The 13589-nt window shown below is 36.2% G+C and carries 13 protein-coding genes and 1 other annotated feature; of the genes, 8 read left to right on the top strand and 5 right to left on the bottom strand.

The features are described from left to right. Nucleotides 1-11: 11 nt before the first annotated feature. The 4 genes from RBQ61_RS12840 (at nt 12) to spoIIAB (ending at nt 2969) form a co-directional block, all read left to right on the top strand. Nucleotides 12-698: a response regulator transcription factor gene (locus RBQ61_RS12840; RefSeq protein ID WP_308137709.1), complete on the top strand. Its 687-nt coding sequence runs from the start codon at nt 12-14 to the stop codon at nt 696-698. A 153-nt stretch (nt 699-851) separates the two neighbouring features. Continuing rightward, nucleotides 852-2129, top strand: coding sequence for a cell wall metabolism sensor histidine kinase WalK (locus RBQ61_RS12835; protein WP_308137708.1), 1278 nt, complete (start codon nt 852-854; stop codon nt 2127-2129). 99 nt (nt 2130-2228) lie between these two features. Then, on the top strand, nt 2229-2534 hold the full coding sequence (locus RBQ61_RS12830) for an anti-sigma factor antagonist (protein WP_308137707.1): 306 nt from the start codon (nt 2229-2231) through the stop codon (nt 2532-2534). Nucleotides 2535-2543: 9 nt separating this feature from the next. Then, nucleotides 2544-2969 carry an anti-sigma F factor gene (spoIIAB, locus tag RBQ61_RS12825; RefSeq protein ID WP_308137706.1) on the top strand — a complete coding sequence of 142 codons (426 nt, stop codon included), beginning with the start codon at nt 2544-2546 and terminating at the stop codon, nt 2967-2969. Nucleotides 2970-3081: 112 nt separating this feature from the next. On the opposite strand, the gene leuB is transcribed toward spoIIAB, so the two are convergent. From leuB to RBQ61_RS12805, 4 genes are read right to left on the bottom strand one after another with little or no spacing between them, the layout of a single operon-like run. Continuing rightward, nucleotides 3082-4155: a 3-isopropylmalate dehydrogenase gene (gene leuB, locus RBQ61_RS12820; RefSeq protein WP_308137705.1), complete on the bottom strand. Its 1074-nt coding sequence runs from the start codon at nt 4153-4155 to the stop codon at nt 3082-3084. Between the two features lie 36 nt (nt 4156-4191). Continuing rightward, nucleotides 4192-4689 carry a 3-isopropylmalate dehydratase small subunit gene (gene leuD / locus RBQ61_RS12815; protein ID WP_308137704.1) on the bottom strand — a complete coding sequence of 166 codons (498 nt, stop codon included), beginning with the start codon at nt 4687-4689 and terminating at the stop codon, nt 4192-4194. Further along, nucleotides 4689-5963, bottom strand: a complete 1275-nt coding sequence (gene leuC, locus RBQ61_RS12810) for a 3-isopropylmalate dehydratase large subunit (protein WP_308137703.1) — start codon at nt 5961-5963, stop codon at nt 4689-4691. Before leuC ends, leuD begins: the two co-directional genes overlap by 1 nt. Before the next feature lie 18 nt (nt 5964-5981). Next, a complete protein-coding gene (locus RBQ61_RS12805) occupies nt 5982-7499 on the bottom strand; it encodes a 2-isopropylmalate synthase (protein ID WP_308137702.1) in 1518 nt (505 codons plus the stop codon). 68 nt (nt 7500-7567) lie between these two features. Then, nucleotides 7568-7819, bottom strand: a binding site (T-box leader). 362 nt (nt 7820-8181) lie between these two features. On the opposite strand from RBQ61_RS12805, the gene RBQ61_RS12800 reads away from it, so the two are divergent. Genes RBQ61_RS12800 through RBQ61_RS12785 form a run of 4 tightly spaced genes read left to right on the top strand, consistent with a single transcriptional unit; the run spans nt 8182 to nt 10145 of the window. Beyond that, nucleotides 8182-8304 (top strand): hypothetical protein, encoded by a 123-nt coding sequence (locus RBQ61_RS12800; RefSeq protein ID WP_308137701.1) that lies wholly within the window; start codon nt 8182-8184, stop codon nt 8302-8304. A 9-nt stretch (nt 8305-8313) separates the two neighbouring features. After that, entirely contained in the window at nt 8314-8754 is a 441-nt protein-coding gene (gene spoVAC / locus RBQ61_RS12795; protein WP_213924770.1) for a stage V sporulation protein AC, read from the top strand. Nucleotides 8755-8782: 28 nt separating this feature from the next. Next, nucleotides 8783-9778 (top strand): stage V sporulation protein AD, encoded by a 996-nt coding sequence (gene spoVAD, locus RBQ61_RS12790; RefSeq protein ID WP_308137700.1) that lies wholly within the window; start codon nt 8783-8785, stop codon nt 9776-9778. A 10-nt stretch (nt 9779-9788) separates the two neighbouring features. Next, nucleotides 9789-10145: a SpoVA/SpoVAEb family sporulation membrane protein gene (locus tag RBQ61_RS12785; RefSeq protein WP_308137699.1), complete on the top strand. Its 357-nt coding sequence runs from the start codon at nt 9789-9791 to the stop codon at nt 10143-10145. A gap of 137 nt (nt 10146-10282) precedes the next feature. Here RBQ61_RS12785 and RBQ61_RS12780 read toward each other — a convergent pair whose 3' ends face one another. Further along, complete coding sequence (locus tag RBQ61_RS12780) at nt 10283-13588, bottom strand: transglycosylase domain-containing protein (RefSeq protein WP_308137698.1); 3306 nt, start codon at nt 13586-13588, stop codon at nt 10283-10285. Between the last annotated feature and the right edge of the window lies 1 nt (nt 13589).

Raw genomic sequence — 13589 nt, 5'->3', positions numbered from 1 at the left:
TGAGGTTCGTAATGGATAAAAAGAAGATATTAATTGTCGAAGATGAACAAAAAATTGCACGATTTTTAGAGCTGGAATTGAAATATGAGGGCTACGACGTTGATATAGCAAACAATGGACGTGACGGCTTTGAAAAGGGTAAACAGAGTGATATAGATTTGATTATACTTGATTTGATGCTTCCAGGATTAAGCGGTATAGAGGTCTGCAGAAGGTTGAGACAAACCATGGAGACACCTATAATTATGCTTACGGCCAAGGATGATATATCAGATAAAGTAACAGGGCTTGATATAGGCGCGGATGATTATATGACAAAACCATTTGCCGTAGAAGAATTGCTTGCCAGAATAAGGGTTCTTTTGAAAAGGGCAGGGAATAGCAGGATAAAGGAAGAATCAGAATTGCTTTCAAGAGGGAAATTAGTTCTATGCAAGAATAATTATAAAGTTGAATACGACGGAGAAAACATAGAATTAACAAAAAAGGAATTTGAACTTCTGGAATTTATGATGCTTAACAAGAATATTGTGCTTACAAGAGAAAAAATACTTGATAAGGTATGGGGATATGATTATTTTGGGGATACCAATATTATAGATGTTTATATTAGGTATTTGAGAAGTAAAATAGATCAAAAGTACAATATAAGTTTGATTGAAACCGTAAGAGGTGTAGGTTATATAATTCGTGAATGATAAAAGGATATTATGATAAAGTCAATTTTAAGGTTTTTGCTTAACATATTTTTATACCCATTTAAACTATTATTAAGACTTGTAATAAGGCTACTTAAAAGGCTCAAGTTTTCTATTGCTTTTAAAATATCTGCTGCCTATTTGTTAATATATATGGTAATTATACTTATGGTTGCTATGATTACGTCATCGGGATATTTGATATATGAATTTCAAAAGTTTGAAACGAGTACGATAAGTAAAGATGTTCAGCTTATTAAAGAGCAGTATCCATATGTTAATCTTGAAGAAAAAGGGCACAACCTCGTATCTGTTGAAATATACGACAGCAATTTAAATGTGGTGTATCCTAAGGGAAATGAAAAAAGGTATTCGGATAATATAATTGTTGTTGTAGAAAAATTATTTTATAATAATGAGTACATATTTTCAACAAGCTTCATGTATGAGGGTTCGGAATATTTTTTGAACATAACCTATGGAGCCCAGTCAATGGTAAACGATGCGGCAAGAATAAGTTTAATGGTTATGCTTTCAGGCATAGCGGGACTTTTTATTTTTGTACCAATCATATCTCGAACAGGCTATAAAATGATTGGGCCTATAAAGAATATGACAGAAATAACTAAAACAATTACAGTAAATAATATTAATACTAGACTGGATATAAAAGGTACTCAGGATGAGTTAAAAGAGCTTTCACAAACCTTCAACGAAATGATGGACAGGATAGAAGAAGGATATAAATCACAACAGCAATTCGTCTCTGATGCTTCCCACGAATTGAGAACGCCTATTGCAGTAATAAAAGGCTATGTAAATATGCTGGACAGATGGGGGAAAGACGACAGAGCAGTTTTGGAGGAATCAATAACGGCAGTAAAGAATGAAGCTGAAAATATGCAGGATTTGATAGAAAAACTTCTTTTTATAGCAAGGAGCGATAAAAGTACGTTAATATATACAAAAGAAGATTTTAATATCATTTCAGTGCTTAAAGAAATCGAAAAAGAAACTAAGATGATTGACAGCAAACATAAGCTGTACTTTAAATTTTATGAAGATGCTAATCTTTATGCCGATAAAAAAAGAATTAAACAAGCAATAAGAATACTTATCGACAATGCTATTAAATTTACTCCAATTAATGGATATATCATGGTGTCCAGTTTTATTATAGAGGACTACTATGTTGTCAAGATAGAAGATACAGGAATAGGCATGGAAAAAAAGGATCTGGAAAAGATTTTTGACAGGCTTTACAGGGCAGAGCAATCGAGGAGTAAAGAAATAGGAGGTCACGGGTTGGGACTTTCTATTGCCAAAATTATTGTACTTGGGCATAAAGGAAAGATAAAAGTAAAGAGCACTTTGGGAAAGGGTTCAGAATTTTCAATAATGCTTCCTTATATAAACCATGATGAATTTTAATAATAATCGACAAATAACAACAAAAGAAGTCAAGGAAAAAATATCTAATCCGTTGTATAATAAGCTTGTACATTATTATACAGAAAGGATTTGGGAAAAGTGAACTTAGAATTTATTGAATCTGGACAAGTCTTAAAAATTAAGCTAAAGGGAGAACTGGACCACCATACGGCGGATGAATCAAGGGCTGTCATCGATGAAAAAATTAATGAGGGCAAATTCAATAAGATAGTAATAGATTTTAAAAACCTTGATTTTATTGACAGCTCAGGGATAGGGTTTGTAATCGGACGATACAAGGTTATAAGAAAGAACAACGGAGTGATTGAAATTATCAATGCCGGCAAGAAAGTAAGGAAAATTCTTGATATGAGCGGCATAGGAAAAATAATTGATATTCAATAGGGGGATAAAATGCGAAATAATTATGTAATATTTAAAATACCAAGCCTATCTATAAATGAGTCCTTTGCCAGGTCGGCGGTCGCTGCATTCTGTTCTATTTTAAATCCTACTATAGGCGAAATAAACGATATAAAGACAGCAGTATCGGAAGCCGTTACAAATGCAGTAATTCATGGCTATGAAAATTCTGTGGGAGATATTGAAATTTCGTGTAAAATCAAAGGGCAGATGGTCGAAATTATTGTTGAGGACTTCGGATGCGGAATATTGGATGTTGAGAAGGCAAAGGAACCATTGTATACTACAAAGCCTGAATTAGAGCGCTCAGGGATGGGCTTTGCCGTTATGGAGTCATATATGGACGAGGTTGTTATACTATCAGAAAAAGATGTTGGAACAAAAGTTATAATGCGTAAAAAAATCAGTGAAAGATAAAATTGTATAGAGAGAATTAAGCAGCCCCACTTCTTTTATGTAAGAGTAGAAGAATGAGGCTGCTTTAATGTAAAGTTTGAAATCCTAAGAATAATTCAATATTGCTTAATTACTATTTATAATCATTTATTATATTTTCTGCAATTATGCTGCCCATTTCGCTTGTTGTAGTTGCCTTCTCGCCTTTTTTAGATATGTCGGAAGTTCTATGCCCGTCGCTAAGAGCCTTTTTCACAGCATCTTCAATGCAATTGGATTCTTCATAAAGTCCAAAAGTATATTTAAGCATCATTGCAGCAGACAAAATAGTTGCAATTGGATTAGCTTTCCCTTGCCCGGCAATGTCAGGCGCGGAGCCGTGTATGGGTTCATACATTCCAAAATTATTATCTCCCAATGATGCAGACGGAAGCAAACCTATTGAGCCGGTTATTATACTTGCTTCATCTGAAAGAATATCTCCGAACATGTTTTCTGTAACAATTACATCAAACTGCTTAGGATTAACAACAAGCTGCATTGCAGCGTTGTCTACATAAAGATGACTCAGCTCTACATCCGGGTATTCAGCTGATACCTCCTCCAGTGTTTTTCTCCAGAGCCTTGATGTTTCAAGTACATTGGATTTATCGACGCTTGTCACTTTTTTGTTTCGAGTTCGAGCTATTTTAAAAGCTTGGTGGGCAATTCTTTCAATTTCATATTTTGAGTATTCCATACAATCGCATGCATATGTGCCTTCGGTAAATTTTTTGCCAAAATATATTCCTCCTGTAAGTTCTCTTACAATTACCACATCCATTCCACCTTTAACAATTTCAGGTTTTAAAGGACACGTGCTCTTAAGTGTATCAAACATGACTGCAGGACGAATGTTTGAATACAAATTTAACTCCTTTCGAAGTGCAAGCAGAGCTTTTTCTGGGCGTTCATTCCCTGGAAGGCTGTCCCATTTAGGTCCGCCCACAGCACCAAGAATGACTGCATTGCTTTTTCTGCATATTTTTAATGTTTCTTCCGGAAGATTTTTTCCTGTTTTATCTATTGCAGCTCCTCCTGCCAAAACCTCTGTAAATTCAAATTCATGTTTATATCGTTCTCCTACTTTTTTAAGGATTTTTATGGCTTCGTCAACAATTTCAGGTCCTATGCCATCTCCTTTAATTACTGCAATTTTGTAAGTCATTATTGCCTCCTGTTAGTTAAGCATATTTAGTAATAATTATTTATTGGAAATTTTATTCCTTACGTATCCTACCAAACCTCCGCTATGGATTATCTGCTGTATAAATTCCGGAAACGGTTCTGCTTGATAAGTTTCATTTTTTGTAATATTAGTTATTCTTCCGCTGTTGAAATCTACGCTCACTTCATCACCATTTTCTATTTTATCCGCTGCTTCCTCACATTCCAATATAGGAAATCCTATGTTAAAGGAATTTCTGTAAAATATACGAGCGAAGCTTTTAGCTATTACGCATGATATGCCGGCTCCCTTTATGGATATAGGAGCATGCTCACGAGATGAACCACATCCAAAATTATTTAGAGCTACAATTATGTCTCCCTGTTTAACCTCTTTAGCAAAATTTTTATCTAAATCTTCCATGCAATGACTTGCAAGAACCAAGGGGTCTGTTGAAATCAAGTGTCTTGCCGGAATAATCGCATCAGTATCTACATTGTCACCGTATTTAAAAACTCTTCCGTGTGCATTCATTATTCATTACCTCCGTCAAAATAATTTGGGTCTGCAATTTTGCCTGCTATTGCTGAAGCTGCAGCTACTGCAGGGCTTGCAAGATATATTTCAGAGCCGGTATGTCCCATGCGGCCTACGAAATTTCTGTTTGTAGTTGTAAGTGCTTTTTCTCCGTCAGCCAATATTCCCATATACCCTCCAAGACACGGTCCGCAGGTTGGAGTGCTGACAGCAGCCCCTGCATCTATGAATATTTCAGCTAAGCCTTCTACTATGCATTGTTTATATACTGCTTGAGTTGCAGGAATAATTATTGTTCGCACATCAGGATGAACTTTGTGTCCCTTTAATATTTCAGCGGCAATTCTCATATCTTCAATCCTTCCGTTTGTGCATGAGCCTATTACAACTTGATCTATTTTAACATCGCCTACTTCAGAAATCGGTTTTGCATTTTCAGGTAAATGAGGAAATGATACAACCGGCGTTAAAGTAGATAAATCAATTTCTATAACTTCATCATATACGGCATCATCATCAGCTTTATATGTGGTAAATTTTTTTGTTGAATGGTTTTTAATATACTCTGTTGTTTTTTCATCAACCGGAAAAATTCCATTTTTTCCTCCTGCTTCAATTGCCATATTGCAGATTGTGAATCTGTCATCCATTGACAACTCTTTTACACCTTCGCCGGAAAACTCCATTGATTTGTATAAAGCACCGTCAACTCCTATTTTTCCTATGATATACAGAATCACATCCTTGCCGCTTACCCACTTATTCAATTTACCTGACAAATTAAACTTAATTGCTGACGGAACTTTAAACCAAAGCTTACCTGTAGCCATTCCAGCTGCCATGTCAGTGCTTCCGCCGCCTGTAGAAAATGCTCCTAAAGCACCGTATGTACAGGTATGAGAATCAGCACCAATTACAGTGTCTCCCGCTACAACAAGCCCTTTTTCCGGCAGAAGTGCATGTTCAATTCCCATTTGTCCAACATCAAAGAAATTTGTAACTTCTTGTTCTTTGCAAAAGCATCTTGAAATTTTGCATTGTTCTGCTGATTTTATATCCTTGGCAGGTACGAAATGATCGAAAACAACGACGACCTTGTCTTTGTCATATATTTTCTCAGCACCCATTTTTTTAAATTCTTTTATGGCAACCGGTGTGGTTATATCGTTGCCTAAAACCAAATCCAAATCAATTTCGATAAACTGTCCTGCTTTCACTTCCTCTAATCCTGCATGTTTTGCAAGGATTTTTTGTGTCATTGTCATTCCCATGTTAAGCCTCCTGATTAATTATATAGTCCTGTTTTCAAAAACCATTTTATTTAAAGAATTGATGTACGCTATGATGCTTGCTTCAATTATGTCTGTGCTTAAGCCTCTGCCTACGTAGACACGTCCATTTTCCTTTAATTTTACAACTGCATCACCCAGCGCGTCTTCACCCTCGGTAACAGAATTTAACGAAAAATCCGCCAACTCCAAGCTTTTTCCGATTATTTTTTCGATTGCTTTAAAGGATGCATATATTGGCCCTTCTCCTGCTGCAACCTCTTCAATAACATCATTGCCCTTTCTCACTGACAAGGTTGCGGTTGAAGTAATTGCATTCCCAGAATTTATAACGAATTTCACAAGTTCAAATATTTTGGGAATCTGGACTTTTTGCCTAGAAACCAAAGCATCTATGTCTCTGTCATATACAATCTTTTTCTTATCAGCAAGATCCTTAAATTTTTTAAATGCTATATCCAGTTCATCTTTTGTCAAAGTGTAACCAAGCTTAGTTAATTTATCGCTAAAGGCATGTCGCCCAGAATGCTTTCCTAAAACTAATTTGTTTGTATCCAAACCTATTGATTCCGGAGTCATTATCTCATAGGTTTGTTTGTTATTAAGAACACCGTGCTGGTGAATACCGGATTCATGTGCAAATGCATTTGCTCCGACAATTGCCTTATTAGGTTGTACCTTGATACCTGTAATTCTTGTCAATAAGCTGCTGCTTCGCACTATTTGTTTAGTGTCAATTCTTGTTTCAGCACCAAAATAGTCTTTTCTGGTATTAAGTGACATTACAATTTCTTCAAGTGCTGCATTTCCAGCTCTTTCGCCTATCCCGTTAACTGTGCACTCAATTTGCGTGGCTCCTGCTTTGATTGCAGCAATTGAGTTTGCAACTGCTAGCCCAAGATCGTTGTGGCAATGTACAGATATGTCAACTGTTTTAAGTGCAGGGCATTTGTTAATAATTGTCGTAATAAAATCATAATATTCATCAGGTGTTGTGTATCCCACTGTGTCAGGGATATTAATTGTTGTAGCACCTGCTTTAATTACCGCGTCGAAAACCTGTGCAAGAAAATCCGCATCGCTTCTTGTTGCATCTTCTGCTGAAAATTCAATATTGTCACAAAAAGACTTCGCATAGGATACCATTTTTTCTGATGTTTCCAAAACTTTTTCAGGCGACATTTTCAATTTGTATTCCATATGAATTGGAGATGTTGCTAAAAATACATGTATGCGCGGATTTGCTGCATATTTTAAACTTTCCCACGCTTTATCTATGTCATCTTTATGTGCTCTTGCAAGGCTTGTAACAGTACATTTTTTAATGTGTTTTGAAATCTCTTGTATAGAGCGTAAATCCTCGGGCGAAGCTGCAGCAAACCCTGCCTCTATTATGTCTACATTCATTCTTTCAAGTTGCTGAGCCATTTCAATTTTTTCCTTCAGATTCATGCTGCACCCAGGCGATTGTTCGCCATCTCTTAAAGTCGTGTCAAAAATTTTGACTGTCTTGGTCATTACAATTCCTCCGTAATAAAATTATTAAATAATACAAAAAATCCGCCCATGATGCATATTAATATGCCATCAAGGACGGATATAGCTCCGCGGTACCACCTTAATTGTTTTCAAAAATAAATAATTCATTATTAAAGAAAACCTCTCAATTCAGATTCTAACAAATCCTAGCCTTTAACGCGGCACACGTATTTTCCTACTGATTTCAGAAAATAAGCTCAGGAGCGAGTGTGTTTTCTTGACAGTATCGGCTTCCAGCATACGCCGACTCTCTATAACTTGTCATATAAGAAAGTGTTTTTCTCCATCAAAGCTTGTATTAATTAATTTTCATGATTCTAACACTCTTAGTAATGCTTGTCAATAGTTTTTTTTATAAATAAAAATATTAGCGACACATTTTACATAGGCTTTAAACAAAGGAAGTTACTAGTTTCAAGGGGTTAAGATATAATCATATGTATCAAAAAATAATGTTGAAATAAAAATTATGATGCAAAAAAAATTCTGTGTAGCATAAATAATATGCTGATAATAATATTGAAATTACAAATTATAAATAAACATAAAATAAGTTAAACAGTGATAAAATTTAACATTAAATATTAAAAAAGGCATAGATAGTGCTTTTTTTTAGTATTCAAAATAATTTTTTGTAAATAATACTTATGAGGTGATATATATGAAAAAAAAGATTTTTTTATTAGTAATAGTATTGTTAATTGGCTTATCAGCAATATATTTTGGAAACAGTATTGAAAATAGATCATTAAAAACCATACCTGAAAGTGCAGTTTTGCTATAGGAGGAATAAATGAAGTACAATAAAAACAGTTACAAACAAGTAGTTAGCGAATATACACCAAAAAATACTATTTTTAAAAATTGTATATGGGCATTTATATTCGGAGGAGCTATTTGCCTTCTGGGTGAAATAATAAAAAATATATTGATGTCAGGCTTCAGTATTCCGGAAACGGATGCAGGACCAATGAGCTCGCTTGTTCTTATTACTCTAAGCGCACTTTTGACCGGATTGGGCTGGTATGACAAGTTAGGGAAGATAGGAGGCGCTGGAACAGTTGTTCCTATTACAGGTTTTGCAAACTCAGTAGTTTCACCTGCTCTTGAATTTAAAAGGGAAGGGTACGTGCTGGGAACCGCCGCAAATATTTTTAAGCTTGCGGGTCCTGTATTGGTTTTCGGATATTTTTCGGCCTTTATCGTAGGAGTATTAAGTCTCCTGTTTAAATAATAATATTTTAATTTAAGGAGAGTCAAAGTTGAAAAAAATTGGTAAACAGACATTTAGCATAAAAGATAATGTATTTGTCAGAGACGTATTTACAATTGTTGGAAAAAAAGAAGGAGAAGGCCCCATTGGTAAAAAATTTGACATGGTTGTGGATGACGATCTGTGGGGAGAAGATTCTTGGGAAAAATGCGAATTAAAATTTCAAAAAGAAGCAGTAAAGCATCTTATGAAAAGAAATAAACTTAAAAAAAATGATATAGATCTTTTAATATCGGGGGATTTACTTAACCAGATAACATCATCATCTTTTGCCGCCAGAGATTTGCAGTTGCCGTATGTTGGAGTCTATGGAGCGTGCTCAACTATGGCCTTAAGCATTGGCTTGGGATCGCTTATTATTGACGGAGGATTTGCAGACAATGTAATTTGTGCAACCTCCAGCCATTTTTGCAGTGCGGAAAGGCAGTACAGACTACCTCTTGAAATGGGAGGACAGAGGCACATGTCTGCACAGTGGACTGTTACAGGGACAGGAGCTGTATGGCTTTCGAAGAATGGAAGCGGCCCTAAAGTCAAAAATGTTACATTTGGAAAGATTCAGGATTTAGGCATAAAGGATGCCAATAATATGGGAGCTGCCATGGCGCCGGCGGCGTACGATTCATTGAAACAGCACTTAGAAGATACAAACATCAATTATGATTTAATCGTTACAGGAGATTTAGGTACTGTTGGAAAATCAATAGTAAATAAAATGTTTACTGAAGACAAAAACAGCATTGAAAAAAAATATGATGACTGCGGAACGATTATCTTTGATATTGAAAAACAGGATGTTCACGCGGGAGGCAGCGGATGCGGATGCTCTGCAACTGTGTTCGGAGCATTTTTGTATAAAAAGCTTTTAAATAAGGAGATAAACAAACTTTTGTTTACATCAACCGGAGCACTCCATTCTCCTACTGCTACTCTGCAGGGGGAAAGCATACCGGGCATAGCACATTGTGTTGGAATTGAAATATAAGGAGATAAATATGAATTACGTTATGAGTTTTGTAGTAGGGGGAATTATATGTGTTCTGGGTCAGATCGTCATAGACACATTTAAGAAAAATAATGCCTATTTGTTGGTTTCACTTGTTGTTTTGGGAACATTTCTTACATACTTCGGTATATATGATAAAATAGTGGAAATTGGATATTCAGGTGCTACAGTACCTCTTTTGGGGTTCGGGCATTCTCTGGCGGAGGGAGCAGTGGAGGAAGCTGCATCTAAAGGCTTTATAGGAGCATTGAGCGGAGGGGTTATTAAAACAGCACCTGGAGTTGCAACAGCACTGTTAGTAGGGTACTTAGTGTCAGTCATATTTAACCCCAAAGGTAATAAATGATTACAAGAAGAGTATATCAACTGCAGATTGGTTTGCAGGAATATGCTCTTTTTTTGTGTGAAAATTAATGCGTTCTTATGTTAAGAAATAAAAAAACCATAACTAATCTATTGACTAATTATGGTTTTTTATAGCAATTAATTTTCTATGGAATCAAGTATATCATCCAATGCAGAGCCATTATTATTGTGTTCGTTATCGTTATGTCCATTATTGTTGGGCTCGTTATTATCGTTATTATCGTCGCTATCGTCGCTATCGATAATATTGCCGTCTATAGAATCTCCTGTTTCACCATCTTCATCTTCACTATTTTCGTCTTCCGGATTTTGTTTATTGTTAATCCACTGGTCATAATGCCATCTTGTATGGTAAGTACACATAGTTGTAGGAAGCTGATATTCATAATCTGCTGTCATAAGACCGCTGAATGCAAGATTTTCAACAGGTACGCCAAGGACCTTGGACACTTGGCCATTTTCATCAAACTCAACCTGACCTACGTATATTTGCTTAAGTTCGTCTAATGAGAATGTAATTTTGTCCTCTAAAACCTGTTGATAAAGTCTTTTAGCTTCGTAATTGTCAGTCTTGGCTTCAGGATCATAAAGGGGATCTCGTTTTATAAATACCCTTGTTTCCAGCAAATCACCGGGGCAGAACTGTGATTTAAGCTTGTTGGAAGCAGTACATACTTCTGCTTCAACATGTACGTCACACACTTCTGTAGGCTGAGTTCCCGGAACAAAATACTCTGTAATAATTTGACTTCCTCGTTGATCATGTGCACATAAATCACTAGGTATTTTTCCTGACTGGCTGCAGACCTGTACAGGTATCAAATTTGGATTTCTTTCAATTTTTGCCGGCGGAAGCCCTTCGTGTATCGGTGTCATAATTGCACTCCACAATCTTGCGTTGGCACCACTGTCACCTGAAAGCTTCATTTGAACATTATCATTACCAACCCAAATGCCGCCTACATAGTAAGGAGAAAAGCCAACAAACCAGAAGTCTCCGTTAACTTGTGTTGTACCTGTCTTACCAGCAACTTCGATTCCTAATTCAGCAGGTAGTTTAGCTTTGTAGGAAAGTCCTGGATTTACAGTTGTTCTGAGGATGTCTTTCATTACAGAAGCAACTTCGGGGCTTACTACAACATGCGTTTCTGGAATATTTTCAAGTATGGTTTCACCATTGCTGTTTACAACCTTTGTATAGGAAATAGGTTCAATATATACACCGTCATTTGCAATTGCACCGTATGCCGCAGTCATACCCAGTGGCGAAAATCCCTTAGTTAATCCTCCTAATGCAAGAGAAGCAAGGTTGACATCATTGTATGATGGGTTTTCAGCAGGAGAAACAAATGTGTCATTTTCAGGATTTTCTAAATCTATCAAACCAAGTTTTGCTAAGGAGCTCATTGCTGCATCTGTACCGATAGTCTCAAGCATTGTTACGGCATTTGTATTGATAGACTGTTCTACAGATTTTCTAAGAGTTTGCAGTCCCCAATACTTAATGGATCTGTACTCGTACCAGTTTTTCGGCCACCTATCTCCTTTATCATTATATCTTGGCAAATCATCTATAACATATGCTGCTGTGTAACCAAGATCTAGAGCAGGCAAGTATACAGATAATGGTTTAATTGTTGAACCAGGCTGCCTTGTAGCGTCTGAAGCTCGGTTAAATGTCTTGCTTCCTTCTATGTCTCTGCCGCCTATCATAGCTTTTATTTTACCTGTTTTGTAATCCATTATTACTGTAGCTGATTGAGGCTGAACAATGCCCTTTTCTTGAAAGTAAAAGTAATCCGCAGGAATTCTTAAAGTTCCATCGCTTCCAACGGCAAACATTTCAGGATTTTTATCTAAATAATTTTTAGGAATTTTAAATGTACCCTTTGTTCCTTTTTGCTCAAGGATTTCAAAGTTGCTACCTACATTTAAAGCACCTATATTATGAGAGACAAAATTATATTTGTCATCAACTGTATATAGGTCTACAATGTCAATTGTAGAAGAATAAAGATCAAATTTTTTCGAGCTAATAACAAGATTTCCACTTTCATCATAATAGTGTTCATCTTGATTCAAGAAAATACTACCATCAGCATCCATTATATTATCTTTAGCATAGTATATAAGCTGGCCATTTTCATTTAAAATATTTAATGCAGAATCCAGTGTTCCTGTTCCTACACCTCCAGACCATCTGAAATATCTCCAATCTTGTCCTGTTGGCTTATCACCTGTAGGGTCGGTGCCAAGGAACAGTGCAGGGAAATTGCTGTATGAGTCTTCAAGTGATTTTTGCATACTAATATCTATGGTGGTTGTAATAGTTAATCCTCCCCTATATAGATAGCTTTCTGCCTCCTCGTAGGATATGCTTTGGGCGTCCATCAGGTCTTCTACAACTTTTTCCTTAACGTAATCCATAGGCCCTGAAGAGATTCCCTCGACTTTTGTTTGTCCGGGATTTAAAGCAGCTCTCATGTCTTCTGCCATGGCTGCATCATATTCATCCTGGTTTATGTGCCCTAATTCCAGCATTTTCCCCAATATTACATGTTGACGTTCAATTGCATTTTGATTGTAAACACATGCATATTGAACTGAACCAATATATACATGCCCTACAATATTTTCTTCAAGAATGTCTTCAATGTCCTCCAGATTATATCTGTTAAACGGCGCATAGTAGACTGTACTTTTTGCAGCTCCGGCAAGCAGCGCACTTTCCGCAAGTGTAAGCTCACTTACATCCTTAGAAAAATAAGTATATGCTGCTGTTTGAACACCGTAGGAACTCTGGCCCAAAGGAATTGTATTGAGGTAATTCTCAAGTATTTGATTTTTAGAAAGTTTCCTTTCTACTTGAATTGCCAGATAAATTTCCTTGATTTTTCGTTCCCATGATTTTTCGTTTGTTAAATACAAGTTTTTTACAAGCTGCTGGGTGATTGTACTTGCGCCTTGCGCCGTGGGATCGCCTACTCTTACATTATGTAAAAGAGATCCCATAATACGATGGATATCTATTCCAAAATGATCATTAAAGCGCTGATCTTCTATAGATATAAATGCGTCTTGCAGATATTTTGGAATATCACTTAATTGCACAATATCCCTATTTTCATTTGGATCATGAATCTGTTCTATAGTATTTCCGTTTTCGTCAACTATTACAGAGCTTTCCGAAAGAGTGCCAAGCACATTTGTGGGATCTATTTCCGGCGCACTTTTGACAATTCCAATAACCATACCAGCTAAAGAGCCGCCGATAATTATAACAGCTACAAACAGCAGAAGAAGAGTTATTCTCAGGGCAACCCTGATTTTTCGATTTTTCTTTCTTCTGCGTTTTTTGGAAGGCTTTTTGCTTTCAGGACCGCTTTCTATTATTTCAATATTTTTCTTATTTTCGTTTGACATA

The sequence above is a fragment of the Sedimentibacter sp. MB35-C1 genome (genome assembly GCF_030913635.1).
In the GTDB taxonomy this organism is placed as follows: domain Bacteria; phylum Bacillota; class Clostridia; order Tissierellales; family Sedimentibacteraceae; genus Sedimentibacter.
The sequence above is the reverse complement of the archived record's forward strand: the minus strand, read 5'-3'. Positions and strand labels throughout refer to the sequence as shown.